This is a genomic window from Mycobacterium asiaticum (assembly GCF_001673365.1).
Lineage (GTDB): Bacteria > Actinomycetota > Actinomycetes > Mycobacteriales > Mycobacteriaceae > Mycobacterium > Mycobacterium asiaticum_A.
The window spans coordinates 1-15257 of record NZ_LZLS01000118.1 but is presented as its reverse complement, the minus strand read 5'-3'; the positions used below and the strand labels follow the sequence as shown (position 1 = coordinate 15257).

Here is a 15257-nt window from a genome sequence, read left to right as displayed (position 1 = left end):
TTGTTCACCAGTGCGGCCGCGTCAGAGCGCAGCCGCTCGATCGCCGCTGCTTCTCCCTGGGTGCGGGCCAGATGCGCCGATGCCAGCGTGGCTCGCACCCCTAGGGGCGCGGCGCGTTCGGCGATGGTCTGCGCGATCTCGCGTGCCCGGGCCAACGCAGTCGCGGCGTCGTCGGCAACCTCTTGGACCAGCCCGATCCGGTGTGCCTCGGCGGCGTCGAACTCGTCACCGGTAAGCAGCCAGCGCATCGCATTGCCCCACCCGGCCTCGCGCGGGAGACGGATGGTCGCGCCGCCGAACGGGTAGATGCCGCGTTGCACCTCCAGCTGGGTGAATCGCGTTCCGGTAGCCGCGATGCGAATGTCGGCAGCCAGCAGCAACTCGATACCCAGCGTCATGCACCATCCGTGCGCGACGGCGATCAGCGGCGTGGTCCAGGAGCCGTCCAGCCGAAACGGATCGCGCCCGCCCTCGGGAATCGAAGCTTCGCCGGCCGCTATCCCCGGCGCCACGTCGACGAGATCCAGCCCGGCGGTGAAGTGGTCCCCGTGGGCGAACAGCACGCCGACCCGCAGGTCCGGATCGGATTCCAGCAGCGCGTAGGCGCGCGACAGATCGGCGATCATCTGCCGATCAAACGAGTTGCGTTTGTGCGGCCGGTTGAGGCCGATGAGCAGGACGTGGCCGTCGCGCTCGAGAGACACGGTCGTCATGGGCAAAGTGAAGCGCAGAACCCAGAATTATGCAATAGAGCATAATCAGACGGTAAGTCTCCCCTTAGGGGTGCGGGCGATGATCAGGCGCTGTCCCGCGGATTTGCTCACTATGAGCTTTAGAATTGCTTATTCGCCCTAACGTTTAATATGCTGCTTAGCATATTCATGAGCTGGGGGCCAAGGCGCATGAAGGCAGCACCCTTGTGGGAGAAGAACATGTGGATCCTCGAGATCAACATCGTGGGATATCGATTTACGCGCGCGATGCACAACCGGCGCCGTCCGTTCCGGCTGCACCGTCCACAGCCGCCGTGCCCGGCAACCCAACCCAGTCCCGTGCCCGCTGCATGAATCGCGTAGCCAGTTCGGCCGCTGGGCCGACGTCCGAAGATTCCGCGCGGGACCCGTTCGTCCCGAGTGGGCGCGGTGGCACTCGCAAGAAGATGCTCGTCAGCGCCGCACAGGTGATGCGGGAGTGCGGAGCGGCGGGCCTGACCATTGACGCGGTACTCGCCCGCAGCGGCGCCCCCCGCGGTTCGGTGTACTACCACTTTCCCGACGGCCGCAATCAAATCCTGACCGAGGCACTGCAGTACGCCGGTGATTCGATCACGGCCACCATCAACGAAGCCGCGGGGCGGGGCGCGAAGGCGTTGCTGCGCGAATTCGTCGAGTTCTGGGAACATCTGCTGACCAGCGGTGGATTCCACGCCGGCTGCCCGGTGGTGGCGGCCGCCATCAGTTCTGCCGACGACGAACTCCCATTGGCCGCTGAGGCAGGCGACATTCTGGGGCGCTGGTGCACCGCATTGGCCCAGGCGTTCGTTGCCGACGGCTTCGACGACGAAGCCGCTACCTCGCTGGCGGTGACCTCGATTGCAGCCATGGAAGGTGCCATCGTGCTGTGTCGGTCGACTCGCAGCACCCGGCCGCTGCGTGATGTGGGTGACCAGCTCGAATTCTTAATAAAGGCAAGGGAATTCGTTAGGCGCAACGGAATTTCCGACAAGGGCTGACGGCTGGGCGGATCGGCCTGCCGCACCAGCCGTTAGCACCGCGGCGGTCAGTCGCTGGCAGGTAGCGGCTTGACCTCTTTGAGGGACAGCTTGGTCTCGCCGACGCTGAGGCTGCCCGCGCCGGGTTTGGTTACCAGTACCTCGGCCCCGGCCTCGTCGACGTAGCGCTTGCCCATCACGCTGCCGTCGGCGAACGCTGAGTCGAGTTCGCCGGAACGCGGCGCGCCCATCTCCACCATTGGCGCACCGCCACAACGCAAATCGTCGAGGCTGTCGGCGCTTCGGACGACGATGATTTGAGTGTCACACACCTGGCTGGCCAGGCGGGTTCCGTTCTTGATCATGATTGTGTCCCTGTTAGGTTTTCGATGATCTCCCGGCGCAGTACCTTGCCGGTAGGCGTGGTTGGCAGCTCGTCGCGAAACACTACTCGGTCCGGTGTACGCGACCCCCGCAAGCTCTTTCGGACATATTCGCGTAGTTCGTCGGGGTCCGGGTCGACGCCGTCGAGCGGCACCACCACGGCGACGATCGCCTGGCCCCACTGCTCGTCCTCCACGCCGACGACGGCGACGTCCCGAACGTGCGGGTGCTCGATCAGCACCTCTTCCAGCTCCGCGGGCGCGATGTTCTCACCGCCGCGGATGATGGTGTCGTCGCTGCGGCCGCCGATGAACAGATAGCCGTCCTCGTCCAACATGGCGATGTCTTTGGTTGGGAACCAACCGTTTTCGTCAAGTACCGAGCCGATACCGGTATAGCGACCGGACACCTGTTCGCCGCGCACGAACAATTCGCCGGTCTGCCCGGCCCCCAGTACGGTGCCGTCCGCATCGCGGATCTCCAGCTCGATACCGGGCACCGGCTGGCCCACCGAACCCAACCGTCTTGCCACCGCCGCATCCGTTGCGCCCAGCGCTTCGCGGTGGTCGTCGGGGGTCAGAACGGCGATGGTCGAACTGGTCTCGGTAAGGCCGTAGGCGTTGACGAAACCCACTCCGGGTAGCAGTTCGAGGGCCCGGCGCACCAGCGGCAGGCCCACCTTCGAACCGCCGTAGGCCAGGTTGCGCAGCGCGGGCAGTTGATGTTCGCGCGTCTCCAGGACGGTGACGATGCGGTCCAGCATGGTGGGCACCACCGTCGCGGTGGTGACTCGCTCCTCGTTGACCAGCCGTACCCATTCGTGGGCATCAAAGTTGGGCAAGTACACCATCTTTCGCCCCGCGTACAGGTTGGACAACGCCGCTCCGACACCCGCGATGTGGTAGGGCGGCACACAGATCAGCGCCGCGTCTTCCGGTGCGGCCGAATCGAATTCGACGGTGCCGGTGATGTAGCTGGTCAGATTGTTGTGAGTGAGCTCGACGGCCTTGGGCTGTGAGGTGGTGCCGGAGGTGAACAGCACGATCGCAACCGAATCCGGGTCGGGAAACTCCGCCGCGGGCTCAGCGGTGCGGGCGGCTTCGACGAAGTCGTCTGAGGTCATCAGGCGCTTGGCCACCTCGGCCAATGTCTCCCGGTAGCGCTCGTCGACGATCACCAACGGGTCGGGCAACCGGTCGATCAGCGCCTGAATGCCATCCGCGGAGAGTCGGTAATTGATCGGGGTGAAGGTCAGACCCGCCCGCGCGCTGGCGAAGATGAGCAGCGGCAACATGGCGCCGCCGGTGCCGACGTACACGACGTGGCCCGCACCGGAGGCCGCGATGACGCCGGCCCCGCCGTCGGCGAGATCGCTGAGTTGTTGGGTGGTCAGCCGCACGTCGCCCGAGACTCCGCCGGAAACCAGGGCGGTGCGGTCGGGGTTGCCCGACGCAGCCATCTCGAGAAGCAACGAAACGCTCATTCTCGACCCTTCTGGGATTCCCCGCCCTTTACAAATGTAGGTCACAGTGTAACCCATCACCATCGGGTGGCGAGAAGACGCAAAAGCACCTTGGAACGCTGGGCGCTTTCTGGTTCCAAGGTGCTTTTGTGTCTGTTCGCGCGGGTTTAGGTGCCCGTCCAGCGCGGGGGGCGCTTCTCGGCGAACGCGATCGCGCCTTCCTTGGCGTCGTTGGACATGAAGATCGGCGCCAGGATCTCGATCTGCTTGGTGAAACGGTTCTCCAGCGTCCAGCCGCGTGATTCGGTGATGATCCGCTTGGTGGCGGCAACCGCCAACGGTCCGTTGGCGGTGATCTTCTCGGCGAGTTCGATCGCGGCGTCCAGCGCACCGCCCGGCTCGGCGAGCACATTGACCAACCCGAGTTCGTGGGCACGTTGGGCGGACAGCTGATCACCGGTCAGCGCCAACTCCATCGCGATCGCATACGGGATGCGCTCGGGCAGCCGCAGCAGTCCCCCGCCACCGGCCACCAGGCCACGTTTGACCTCCGGAATGCCGAATGCCGAATCCTTCGCCGCCACAATCAAATCCGTGGCCAGCGCCAGTTCGGTACCACCGGCCAGCGCGAAGCCCTCCACCGCTGCGATCAGCGGCTTGGCGGGCGGACGCTCGGTAAAGCCCAGGCCGCGGCCCGCGATGGCAACGTTCTCGCCACGCGCGAACGCCTTGAGGTCCATGCCGGCGCAGAACGAACCGCCGGCTCCGGTCAGGATCGCCACCGAGAGGCCGGCGTCGTCGTCAAGCCGATCCATGGCGTCGGCCAGGCCCTGGCTGGCCGCCGCGTTGATCGCGTTCTTGGCCGTGGGGCGGTTGATGGTGATGATCAGGATCCGGTCGCGCTGCTCGACCAGGACCTCGGGTTCGGTGTTAGCTTCGTCGCTCACAGTGCCGATGGTAGCCGCGGCGTCCGCGTGACGAATCAGCCGGTCAGTGTAAAGCGGTCTCAGGCCTGGGCCATCGCCTCGCCGACAACCGTGAGCTCGTCGGATAACCCTGCGGCCCTACGTATTTCGATGAAATCGGCGATCATGGACTCGGTAACCTCGTGCGGGTCCTCGAGAGTGGCGGCGTCGGACAGCACCGAGATGTTGAGCTGATCGACATAACTCCACACGGTGATGTTCAGGCCACTGCCCGCGGTCAACGGCCCCACCGAGTAGATCTCGGTGACCAGTGCGCCGCCCACCCGGCCGCGTGCCCGCGGGCCGGGGACGTTGGAGATGTTCAGGTTCAGCACCTTGTTCTGCCCGTCGCGGCCGGCCAACCACCGGAACATGGCCTCGGTCCCCGACCGCGGCCAATAGGCGGCCCAGCGACTGATCAACTCCGGCCCCAGCAGCTGGTGGCCCTCCTTGGCCGACACCGCACTATCGTGCGCGGCCTGCACCCGTTGCAGCGGGTCGTCGACATCGGTGGGAATCGCGACCAACATGCCGCTGAAATGGTTGCCCGAGATCCGCTCCGGGGAGATGTCGTAGGCGACCGGGACCGAGGCCAGTAACGCCGGAGACTTGCCGTCATAGCGCAGCAGCAGCCTGCGTAAAGCTCCGCTGGACATGGCCAGCACCATGTCGTTGATCGTCGCGCCGAGCTTCTTGCCGGTCTCCTTCACATCGGCCAGCGCCAGCGTGGCGGTGGCGAACCGACGCTCCGGGGTCAGCATGTGGTTCATGAACGTCGGCGGCGGGTCGATCGGACGCGTCAGCTCCGGGGAGAGCTTGCGCGAGCTGCGCCGCACGCGGCGGACGCCTTGCACGGTGTAGCCGATCGTCCCCGGGATCCGCTTGATGTGCCGCATGTGATCGACGAACGCCGTGCCCATCAGCTCACGCTTGGTGGGCGCCGGATCGGGCGTGTAGGAACTGGCCTGCGGCATCGACATCAGGTCCATGCCGTGCGCCATGAGGTTGGCTGACGCGACACCGTCGGCCAGCGCGTGGTGGATCTTGAGCACCACGGCGATCCGATCGTTGGCCAGGCCCTCGACGAAATACATTTCCCACAACGGATGCGCGCGGTCCAACGGCGTGCTGGCGATCTCGCCGATCGCCTCGTCGAGTTCGCGCCGGCCACCCGGCGCGGCCAGTTGCCACGGCCGGATGTGGTATTCGAAATCGATCTCGCAGTTCTCCCGCCACATCGGATGGTGGAACTTGAACGGGACGTCGATCAGCTGATAGCCCAGCGGCACCAGCTTGTCCATCCGGCCGGCGATGACTTGGCGAAACGCGTCCAGGGTGAAGCCGCGGCTGTTCTCATCGAGTTCGATGACAGCAACCTTGATGGTGTGCATGTGCACGTTCGGCGTTTCGCTGTACAGCAGCACGGCGTCCCAGCCGGTGAGCCGCTTCATCGCAGTTCCCTACCCATAGCGCGACCTTACAAGCGGTGCGCTAAACGGTCGAGATCAAATGACCTCTTTGGCGAACTGCGCCCGGGTGCGGTGCACCTGGTTGAGGAACAACGCGGTCGCGTGCGCCATGGCGCCCGCCCGGGGGCCGTCCAACATGTCGAAGCCGTGACCGGCGCCCGGTAGTTCGACGTAGTTGACCGCGGCGGTCGACACCGCACGCAGCCGCTCGACGAAGCTACGGGCCTGCTCCACCGGGATCACACTGTCGCGACTACCGTGAATCACCAAGAACGGCGGGGCATTTCGATGTACTCGTGCGATCGGCGACGCGTCCCGGAACACCTCGGGATGACGGGCGATCGACCGTTGCACCACCACCCGCTCCAAGAAGTTGACAAACCGATCGCGCTCGGGCGTCGAACGGTCCTCCCAGTCATAGCGACCGTAGATCCCGACCACCGCGTCCACTGAGCTGTCGGCGCCTTCGGGAAGCCGCGCCTGGTACTGCGCGTCGTCGTCGGTGAGGCCGGCCAGCGCGGCCAGGTGCCCGCCGGCTGAGCAACCCGCAATCGCGACGAAATCACGGTCGCCGCCGAACTTGTCGACGTTGGCCCGCGCCCACGCGATGGCGGTCTTCACGTCGGTGATGTGCCGTGGCCACCGGTGGTGCGGGGACACCCGGTAGTTGATCGCCAGACACACCCAGCCCTGCTCCGCCAGACGCGACAGCAGGGCGGTCCCCTGCATCTGGGTGCTGCCGTGTACCCATGCCCCACCCGGCACGAAAATCAGCACCGGCGCGGGTGCGTTAGGCAGATCCTCTCGGCGCCAGACGTCCAGCGTCTGGGCGGGCTTGTCGCCGTAATGGACGCCCCGACGGTGCAGGTACCGGCTTCGACGTAGCGCCTCCCAGAATGGCGGTGTGCGCTCGGCCGCCGGCCACTCGACGTCCAATTCCGCCGCGGACACGGTTCCGCGCAGGGCCGCGATGGAAACCTCGTTGGTGCTTTCCCGGTCCCGGCGTCGCGTTTCACCGCTGCCCGCCGCGAACCGCTGCTTGGCCGAGGCGGAAATCAGCTCCGGGGCCAGTCGCATGCCCCAGACACTCATCGCGGCGATGGTCCCCAGCGGCTCGAGTCGCTTCCCGACCACTGGTAGCGAGGCGCTCGCCTTACTCATTGCCAGCAGATAGTCAGCGGGACCGGCCCGCATCATCCATTTGACGCAGGATTTTGACTGTCCGGTCGCCGTCATGGAGGGGAGCGTACCCCTACCGCCGGGTAATAACCCAGCATTATCGCGGCGTTGGCACCACATGCATAGAAAACTGCCGGTCACGTATTTGCTGGGAGCGTACTTTATAACGCTGAAACGTCATGTATTGGTTTGCTTGGGCCTGAAGATCCGCCAAAAGAGTCGGCCGGCATAGAGCACGGCGCTGCCGAAAAACAGCGCTGCGACCAACAGCAGCCACCGGCCCAGAAACGGTTGCTGGGTCTGTCCGGTGGCCGCCTGGTAGGTCTGTGCGCCTTGTTCGATAATTCCGGGCAGAAAAATCAGCAGGGTCAGCCCAGCGCCCAGGGCCGGAACGCGAATGTAGTTGCGGATCGGCACTTTTAAGCACCTACGGTTACCATCGCGCGAGATCGCCGCGTCGGCCGCTGCGTAGATCGGGAAGAGGACCAGGTCGTGGCCGATAACGGCGGCGGCGAACCAGACCAGGATCGACTGCCACCAGGACTCGGAGTTCCACAGCGTGGCGGGCTTGAAGGTGACCAGGATGTACCCCAGCAGCGCGAAACCAGCCAGCATGATCAGCAGGTGCAACGGATGAGAACCGTAATACCTGCGGAAAAGCGTTGACTTGACCGGCATTTCAGTTCCCGGCGAATTCGATGGCGGCTACCCATTTGGTGTTGTGCACACCGGGCAGCGTGGGGACGATGATGCGGGCCGGATAGCCGTGATCCAAGGACAGTTCCGCGCCGTTGACGCGGAGTGCCAGCAGCGCGTCCCGATCGCCAATCTGGTTGGCCTGCAAGGTAGCCGCGCCGAACGCGCCACCGCGCTGCAGTGAACTCACCCGAGCCGCACTCGGCGCCGGCACCCCGGCCAGGCGGGCCAGATCCGACAGTCGCACCCCGCTCCAGGTCTGGACCGTCGACCAACCTTCGACGCAGGCGATCGGCAACCGTGCGGTCCGTTGCGGGAGGCGGGCCAGCGCGCCGCGGTCCAGCACCACCTCAGAAGGCCCGCCGCGCAACGTCAATCGCCAGTTCGGCCCCACGGCATCGGGTGTGATGTCAGCGGCAGCTGCGGTTTTGTTGACCGGGAAATCGCGGCCCCGGCCGCGGGGCAGCAGCAGCGCGACGCTGCGCGCCGGTCCGCCGAGCGTCTGGCCGACCGTCAATGTGGCCAGCAGCAGAACCCCGGATCCCACCAGGGCCAAGGCGCCGCGTCGGCTCACCGTCGGCTCGCCCGGATCGACGGCCACCAGTCCGCTGGCATCCGGGGGTTCGGGACGGGTGTCGGATACCTTGGTACGCAACACTTCTCGTAGAGATAAGGCGCGCAATCCGGTGATCATATGCGGAAACTTCAGGGTGACGTGCATGAGGAAACCCGTGATGAACACCCAAGCCCCGAAGTAGTGCGCATCGTAGAAACTGAACCCGAAGATGTAGTCGTACTGGATGTTGAGCACGCCGGTGACGATCTCGAAGAGCACCCCGCCGACCAGCATCAGCAACGACAACCGTTCGGCCAGTTGCGCTATCGAACGCGCGGGCGGCCAGACGAACAGCTTCGGCAGCACCGACCACAGTTTGGCCAGCACCACCGGGATGATCACCAACCCCAAACCCACGTGCAGCCCCTGAGACAGCCGGTACAGCCAGGACGGCTGGGTAGGCCAGGTGAACAGGGGCAGCCTCAGCCAGCCGACGTCGGCGGGAATGGCCTGGCCGAACTGCGGAGCGTAGGCGATGTAGGAAAGCAGACCGGTGAGGACGACGACGGGCAGCACCACCAGCAGCACGAGGCCGAAAACCGACGTCAGCCACGGGCCGCGCAGTGGGCTTTTGAAGCGGCTCATTAGGTGCGCCGGGGGCCTCACGGCGCGGCCAGGGTCGCTATCACCCGGTCACCGAGCATCCGCACACCAGTCAAGGTAAGGCCCACCCGCGCGGCAAGCATGTCGGCGCTGTCCACGCCGACAGACGCCCAACGAAACCACGGCCCGACGTCGCGACCGCATTCCAGCCGAACCCAGCGTTCTCGGATTCCAATGGCGCGGGCGTCGAACTCGGCGACGCAACGGCCGCCGCGAGCCAGCAACTCGGCGGCGCGGCCGAGGATGCGCAGCGGGTCGCCGCCGAGGCCGATGTTGCCGTCCACCAACAGCACCGTGCGCCACCGTCCGGTGCCGGGCAGCGGTTCGAACACATCGCCTAGCAGCGCGGGAGCGCCGATCCGACTCGCCAACCGGATCGCAGCGGCCGAGCGGTCGATGCCCAGCGCCGGCACGCCGCGCCGAACCAAGCGCGCCACCAGCCGCGCCGGCCCGCAGCCCAGCTCTATTGTCGGCCCGTCACACAACTGGGTCACAGCCTCATCGAAAGCCTCGTCGAAATCCTCGTAGAAATTTTCGTCGCAGGCCGTGCCCCCCAACCAGCGGCGGGTCGGCAACGGGCTCAATTCACCGTCGTCGTGGCGGATCCAACACCCTTCGCCACCGAGCGCCCGCTCATACAACTGACCCAGCATCTCCACGCTCCTCGCATCGTGCTCGACCACCTGTGGTGATTCGGTGCCGAAGCAGACCCGGATGGCCCGAGTCGGATACTGGACCGATGGCGAATACCCCGAATGACGAAGTCCACCCGGATTTGCGCCGGCTCGCGCGCATTGCCCCGAAGCGGTTGGTCGGTCGCCGCACGTTGCCGCTGATGCGGCGCGCATCGGTGCTGATGCGCCTGGGGCGGACGCCCCGCGACGTCGAGGTGCTGACCCTGGGTGCCGGCGTCGGTGTCCGGCTCTACCGGCCCGTCGACGTCACCGGACCGACCGCCGCCTTGCTGTGGATTCACGGCGGCGGATACGTCTTCGGCAGCGCGAAACAGGACGACGCGTTATGTCGCCGATTTAGCAAGGCGCTGGGCATCACGGTCGCTTCGGTGGACTACCGGCTGGCACCGGAGTTTCCCTATCCCGCACCACTGGAGGACTGCTACGCGGCGCTGACCTGGCTGGCCGCGCTGCCCGGCGTGGATGCCGGCCGGGTGGCCATCGGCGGGGCCAGCGCCGGCGGCGGCCTGGCCGCCGCGCTCGCGCTGCTGGCGCGCGATCGTGCCCGGGAAAACGATGGGGTTGTCCCGGTGTTCCAACTGTTGGCGTATCCGATGCTCGACGACCGCAGTTCGTCGACACCGGTCAACCCGAATTACCGGTTGTGGGACCAGACAGCCAACGAGTTCGGATGGGAGGCCTACCTGGGTGGCGCTGACCCCCAGGTGGCGGTTCCGGCCAGGCGCGCCGACCTCAGCGGGTTACCCCCGGCGTGGATCGGGGTGGGCACGCACGACCTGTTTCACGACGAGGATGTCGAGTACGCGCGACGGCTGGTCGAGGCCGGCGTGCCGTGCCAACTCGATCTGATTCCGGGCGCGTTCCATGGTTTCGACTTGGTGGCGCCGAAAGCCGGAGTGTCGCATGAGTTTTTCACGTTGCAGTGCGACGTTTTGCGCCCGGTGCTGGCCAATCACATTGCGAAATAGACGAGTTGGCCTCTGACCAGGGTGGCGGCCACCAAGCTCGAGTCGAGTTCGGCCAGCACGACCGCGGGTGGCTCGGAAAGTACGCACAGGTCCCCCGGCTCGCCGATCTCGACGGTCCGCGGCCGGTCCGGACGATCGGGCCAGCCCAGAAACATCGTCAAAGCGGCTCGCGCCGAGACACTTTCGGCCGCATTGAGGACGGCACCGCTGCGCGTGCTGCGCGATACCGCGGCACGCATCGCCGCCCACGGGTCGCCGTCGCCGAACGGCATGTCGGTGGACAACGCCACCGGAATATTGGCCCGCAGCAGCGATGCAACTCGCCAGAGTTGATCATGTTCGTGCTCCGGGACGTCGGTCAGGTACTGATCACCGCGCTCGGCAACGAAATTGGGCTGTGTCACGACCGTGACACCGAGTTCGGCAAGATCGGACAGATTGTCCTCGGGCACCACCGCGGCGTGCTCGATGCGGTCCAGCGGATGGCCGCCCGCGGCGCGTAATGCCGCGATGGTCACCACCAGTTGGGCTGCCGTCACGCAATGCACGGCGACCGGTTGCCCGAGCCGGTGGCGGTCACCGATCCACAGCGTCAGGGCGTCCAGGTCCAGACGATCGTCGTGCAGGATCTTTTTACCCGGTGCCAGCAGTCGCACTCCCGGCCGGAACTCGCCGCTGCGATGCGCCATCATCAGCGAAATCAGGCCCTCGGCACCAAGATCGGGGCTGGCGTCGGTGACGCCGGTGACGCCGGTGGCGGTGATGCGCCGACTCAGTTCGGCCAGGTCGGATTCGCCTCGCTGCAACGCCTCCGTCCAGCCGCGATCAGCACTGCGCAACCGTCCGTCGGGATGACCGGCCAGACCGACCCGACCCAGCGCCGCCGAGTTGAGCATCCACAACACGCCGCTGCGGTGCTGAACCCGCACGGGGACATTGGCCAGGAAAGCATCCAGGGCAGCGCGGTCCAATTCGCCGGCGACCGATTCGTGGTAGCCGATCGCGCGAATCCACCCGTCGGGTCCCGGTACGGCGTGGCTAAGCGCATGCGCGAGTTCCTCTTTGGTATGCACCGCTGGCGGTCCCAGCGAAAGCGAATCCAAAGCCGATGCGGCCGAACGCAAATGCACGTGGTGGTCGTGCAGCCCCGGCAGCACCAGACCACCGCCCGCGTCGAGTATGCCCTCCCCATCTCGAGGACGCAGGCCGGGCCGCACTTCTTCGATCCGCGCCCCGACGCGGATGTCGGTAGGTGTGCCATCCAGCAACGTGGCCCGTTGAATCAGCATGACAGGCAACGTCTTTCGGTCATCAGACGCACCACGTCGTTGTCGGCACCCGGAGGCGCCGCCGCTTTAGGCACTTTGGGCGCCGTGGGCGGTGGAGCGGGTAGTCCGGGTTCGGTCGGTCCTGTTGGCAGTGCCGCATAGGTCGCGGCGACGGCGGACAGCGCAACCTCGACGAGTTCGCCACCACCACGGTCCAACGATTCGTGGACCGAACGGTACGCCTCGAGTCCGGCCAGTGGGTCGGCGATGGCGTCACCGCAGAACACCGGTCCGGTCCCCACCAGGCCACCGGCCACCGCGGCGTCGTCGCCGAACGCGGGCCGGCGCGACCCGTCCCCGTGCCCGGCGATGCGCACCCAGATGCGGCCCGGACGCGGCGGGAGATCGTCGGGCCCCAGGCCGCGGCGCGCCAGCGCATCGGGCCGCGACCCTTCGATCACGATGTCGGCGACTGCCAGCAGCGCCCGCAATTCGTCGACTTGCCGATCGAAGTCGAGACAGTAGGAGAGCTTGTCCGCGTTGATCCAGTCGAAGAAGGCTCGGTTGCCGGACCGGGTGCCGTCGAGGCGCTGTGGACTCTCCACCTTGACGACGGCGGCGCCCGCCCGGGCCAGCAGGTGCCCGCACAACGGACCGGCCCACATCGAAGACAAGTCGACCACCAGCAACTCCGAGGGCGGCGGCCTCGACGCGGGGGGTCCGGTCCGGCGTACCCGCGGCGGCGCGGCGGTGACCTCGCCTAGGCCGGCCGCGGGGATGTCCAGGAGTTCGGCGCGGTCGACGACGGCTGCCACCGGTTGGGACGCCGCCCACCGCTGCAGCGCGGGCCAGGTATCGGGTACGGCGTCGGTAGCCAACAGGGCCGGCACCGCGGCGACGTCGTCGGGACGCGACAGCGTGATCGCACACCAACCGTCGCGAGCAGCGATCAACCGGGTGGCTCCACCGGCCGAGACGCGGCCCCCACGAGCTAAACCCAGTAGCGCGGCCCGTCCGGTCAGCAGGGTCGCCGCGTCGGGGACGATCTGCCGGGCGCGCTCGAGGACGTTGGCGCGGGAGAAATCCGGTGGTCCCTCCGGCAGACCGGTCAGGTAGGCCAGTCCGCAGTCGCCCCACGCGCTGGCCCGTCCGGATGGCACCGCAATCACCCCACCATGGTTGCTCGCCGTTGCCGGTAGCGGTCTGCCGGGGCAGGTCACACCCCACCAACGTGCCTGTCGTGCGCTCGATGGACGGTTTGCCAGTACTGACGGTCATCAAAATCGGGTGAAATCGCCTGGAAGCCGAGGTTGACCAGCGATTTTGATGTCCCTCCTGGCGCTTTGATCGCCTGAAGGAGACTTATTAGATGAATTTCAGTAAATTTGTCAGAAGTTAGTCTGTCTAGCGCTAAAACGCGCTATCGTTCGTATCTGTTTAGCGGGCCAACATGACCGGGTGACATGTTCTGGGCCGCGAAAGTCATGACCTAGCTAGTGGACGGTGTTCATGTCGTACTTGATTGCAGCGCCGGACACGCTGACGGCTGCGGCGTCGGAGTTGGCCGGCCTCGGGGCCACCCTCGAGTCGGCAAATTCGGCGGCTGCGGCGTCGACCACCAACCTGCTCGCGGCGGCCCAAGACGAGGTCTCGACCGCTATCGCGGCCCTGTTCGGCACCCATGGCCAGGCATATCAGAGCCTCAGCGCGCAGGCCGCAGCCTTTCACGCGCGGTTCCTGCAAACCCTTTCGTCAGGCGCGGCCGCGTACACGGCGGCCGAAGCCGCCGCCGCGTCTCCCCTGCAGCCGGTGATCGATCTGATCAACATGCCCACCGAGTTTCTGTTCGGGCGTCCCCTGATCGGCGACGGCGCGGACGGAGTCGACGGCACCGGCGGGGCCGGTAAACCCGGCGGGTACCTGTACGGCAGCGGCGGCAGAGGCGGGTCCGGCGCGGCCGGCTCGGCCGGCGGCGCGGGCGGATCGGCCGGACTGATCGGCCACGGCGGCGCCGGCGGCGCAGGTGGGAACTCGGCAACCGGGGCCGGTGGGGCCGGCGGAGCAGGCGGCAGCGGCGGGTGGCTGGCCGGAGACGGCGGCGCCGGCGGCGCAGGCGGGGCTAACACCGGCGGCAGCGGCCCCGGCGGATTCGGCGGGCTCGGCGGTAGCGGCCGGTTCATCGGTAGTGGTGGTGCCGGCGGAGCTGGCGGATCCAGCGTGAGCGCCGCTGGGGCGGCCGGCGCGGCGGGCGGCAGCGGTGGGCTGCTGTTCGGGCACGGCGGATCCGGCGGAGCCGGTGGCAGCGGTCACGGCGCCGGGGGTACCGGGGGCGCGGGAGCCAACGCCGGCCTGTTCGGCATCGCGGGCTCCGGCGGGGCCGGTGGAGACAGCGCACTTTTGGGTGCCGCCGGCGCGGGCGGCGACGGCGGAAACGCGGTGTTCGGGTTCGGCGGGTCCGGCGGCGCCGGCGGTGACGCTGCCGGTACGGGCGGCGGCGGCGCCGGCGGGCTCGGTGGCAACGCGTATCTATTCGGCCTCGGCGGGCACGGCGGTGCCGGCGGATCCAGCGTCGGAGCCGACGCCGGCGCCGGCGGGGCCGGCGGGGCGGCCATCCTGCTCGGCTACGGCGGCAGTGGCGGCGCCGGCGGCATCAGCTCGGCCGGATTCGGCGGCGCCGGTGGTGCCGGAGCCGCGGGTGGCCTGCTGCTCGGCAGCGCCGGGAACGGCGGCAACGGCGGCGCCAACCTCGGCGGTATCGGATCCGGTGGCGCCGGTGGTGCAGGTGGAAACGCCTGGTTGCTCGGTGCAGGCGGCGCCGGCGGGACGGGCGGAAACAGCGCCGGCGGCGACGGCGGTGCCGGCGGTGCCGCGGCCAACGGCGGCATCCTGCTGGGCATCGGCGGGTCGGGCGGACACGGCGGGTCGACGACATTCCTGGGCGGAGCCGCGGGCAACGGCGGCACCGCCGGCAACGCCGGACTACTCGGCTGGGGTGGTCACGGCGGCGACGGCGGTAACAGCACCAGCGGCTACGGCGGCAACGGCGCCACCGGCGGCTACGGCGGGTTCCTGATCGGTGACGGCCACTCCGGCGGCAACGGCGGAACCGGCGGAGCCGGTGACGGCCTCGGTGGCGGCGGTGGCAACGCCTGGCTGCTCGGCAGCGGCGGCAACGGCGGCAGTGGCGGCAACGCCGGGTTCCTCGGCTTCGGTGGCGACGGCGGCCAGGGCGGGTTGGGTC

At 67.5% G+C, this 15257-nt stretch carries 14 protein-coding genes; 3 read left to right on the top strand and 11 right to left on the bottom strand.

Features of this window, described 5'->3' with window-relative positions; genetic code table 11:
* Nucleotides 1-713: crotonase/enoyl-CoA hydratase family protein (locus tag A5634_RS13330; RefSeq protein WP_065144519.1), on the bottom strand; the 713-nt coding region annotated here is incomplete at its 3' end.
* 446 nt (nucleotides 714-1159) lie between these two features.
* On the opposite strand from A5634_RS13330, the gene A5634_RS13325 reads away from it, so the two are divergent.
* Nucleotides 1160-1732: a TetR/AcrR family transcriptional regulator gene (locus A5634_RS13325; protein ID WP_065144518.1), complete on the top strand. Its 573-nt coding sequence runs from the start codon at nucleotides 1160-1162 to the stop codon at nucleotides 1730-1732.
* Between the two features lie 47 nt (nucleotides 1733-1779).
* Here the strand turns inward: A5634_RS13325 and A5634_RS13320 are convergent, their stop codons facing one another.
* From A5634_RS13320 to A5634_RS13285, 8 genes are all read right to left on the bottom strand, one after another.
* Complete coding sequence (locus A5634_RS13320) at nucleotides 1780-2076, bottom strand: hypothetical protein (RefSeq protein ID WP_065144517.1); 297 nt, start codon at nucleotides 2074-2076, stop codon at nucleotides 1780-1782.
* Nucleotides 2073-3578 carry a class I adenylate-forming enzyme family protein gene (locus A5634_RS13315; protein ID WP_065144516.1) on the bottom strand — a complete coding sequence of 502 codons (1506 nt, stop codon included), beginning with the start codon at nucleotides 3576-3578 and terminating at the stop codon, nucleotides 2073-2075. The genes A5634_RS13320 and A5634_RS13315 overlap by 4 nt, the downstream gene beginning before the upstream one ends.
* A gap of 146 nt (nucleotides 3579-3724) precedes the next feature.
* The gene (locus tag A5634_RS13310) at nucleotides 3725-4504 is read right to left on the bottom strand and encodes a crotonase/enoyl-CoA hydratase family protein (protein ID WP_065144515.1); all 780 of its coding nucleotides are present in this window, start codon (nucleotides 4502-4504) and stop codon (nucleotides 3725-3727) included.
* Nucleotides 4505-4563: 59 nt separating this feature from the next.
* Entirely contained in the window at nucleotides 4564-5973 is a 1410-nt protein-coding gene (locus tag A5634_RS13305) for a WS/DGAT/MGAT family O-acyltransferase (RefSeq protein WP_065144514.1), read from the bottom strand.
* Nucleotides 5974-6027: 54 nt separating this feature from the next.
* Entirely contained in the window at nucleotides 6028-7227 is a 1200-nt protein-coding gene (locus tag A5634_RS13300; RefSeq protein ID WP_065144513.1) for an alpha/beta hydrolase, read from the bottom strand.
* 120 nt (nucleotides 7228-7347) lie between these two features.
* Complete coding sequence (locus A5634_RS13295) at nucleotides 7348-7848, bottom strand: hypothetical protein (RefSeq protein WP_065144512.1); 501 nt, start codon at nucleotides 7846-7848, stop codon at nucleotides 7348-7350.
* A 1-nt stretch (nucleotide 7849) separates the two neighbouring features.
* On the bottom strand, nucleotides 7850-9067 hold the full coding sequence (locus A5634_RS13290; protein ID WP_065144511.1) for a molybdopterin-dependent oxidoreductase: 1218 nt from the start codon (nucleotides 9065-9067) through the stop codon (nucleotides 7850-7852).
* Nucleotides 9068-9084: 17 nt separating this feature from the next.
* A complete protein-coding gene (locus A5634_RS13285) occupies nucleotides 9085-9738 on the bottom strand; it encodes a class I SAM-dependent methyltransferase (RefSeq protein WP_065144521.1) in 654 nt (217 codons plus the stop codon).
* Between the two features lie 86 nt (nucleotides 9739-9824).
* Here A5634_RS13285 and A5634_RS13280 point away from each other — a divergent pair, with 86 nt between their 5' ends.
* Complete coding sequence (locus tag A5634_RS13280; protein ID WP_065144510.1) at nucleotides 9825-10748, top strand: alpha/beta hydrolase; 924 nt, start codon at nucleotides 9825-9827, stop codon at nucleotides 10746-10748.
* Here the strand turns inward: A5634_RS13280 and A5634_RS13275 are convergent.
* Together A5634_RS13275 and A5634_RS13270 are read right to left on the bottom strand one after the other, a co-directional pair.
* Entirely contained in the window at nucleotides 10733-12037 is a 1305-nt protein-coding gene (locus A5634_RS13275) for an amidohydrolase family protein (RefSeq protein WP_065144509.1), read from the bottom strand. The two genes, A5634_RS13280 and A5634_RS13275, sit on opposite strands and share 16 nt — an antisense overlap.
* Nucleotides 12031-13176 carry a CoA transferase gene (locus tag A5634_RS13270; RefSeq protein ID WP_081290407.1) on the bottom strand — a complete coding sequence of 382 codons (1146 nt, stop codon included), beginning with the start codon at nucleotides 13174-13176 and terminating at the stop codon, nucleotides 12031-12033. Before A5634_RS13270 ends, A5634_RS13275 begins: the two co-directional genes overlap by 7 nt.
* A 349-nt stretch (nucleotides 13177-13525) precedes the next feature.
* Between A5634_RS13270 and A5634_RS13265 the strand changes: the two genes are divergently transcribed.
* On the top strand, nucleotides 13526-15257 hold a 1732-nt coding region (locus tag A5634_RS13265; RefSeq protein WP_155769527.1), incomplete at its 3' end, for a PE family protein.

Coding starts and splice junctions, on each gene's coding strand:
- A5634_RS13325 (WP_065144518.1), top strand. CDS start 1,160: ATGCTCGTCAGCGCCGCACAGGTGATGCGGGAGTGCGGAGCGGCGGGC.
- A5634_RS13320 (WP_065144517.1), bottom strand. CDS start 2,076: ATGATCAAGAACGGAACCCGCCTGGCCAGCCAGGTGTGTGACACTCAA.
- A5634_RS13315 (WP_065144516.1), bottom strand. CDS start 3,578: ATGAGCGTTTCGTTGCTTCTCGAGATGGCTGCGTCGGGCAACCCCGAC.
- A5634_RS13305 (WP_065144514.1), bottom strand. CDS start 5,973: ATGAAGCGGCTCACCGGCTGGGACGCCGTGCTGCTGTACAGCGAAACG.
- A5634_RS13300 (WP_065144513.1), bottom strand. CDS start 7,227: ATGACGGCGACCGGACAGTCAAAATCCTGCGTCAAATGGATGATGCGG.
- A5634_RS13295 (WP_065144512.1), bottom strand. CDS start 7,848: ATGCCGGTCAAGTCAACGCTTTTCCGCAGGTATTACGGTTCTCATCCG.
- A5634_RS13290 (WP_065144511.1), bottom strand. CDS start 9,067: ATGAGCCGCTTCAAAAGCCCACTGCGCGGCCCGTGGCTGACGTCGGTT.
- A5634_RS13285 (WP_065144521.1), bottom strand. CDS start 9,738: ATGCTGGGTCAGTTGTATGAGCGGGCGCTCGGTGGCGAAGGGTGTTGG.
- A5634_RS13280 (WP_065144510.1), top strand. CDS start 9,825: ATGGCGAATACCCCGAATGACGAAGTCCACCCGGATTTGCGCCGGCTC.
- A5634_RS13275 (WP_065144509.1), bottom strand. CDS start 12,037: ATGCTGATTCAACGGGCCACGTTGCTGGATGGCACACCTACCGACATC.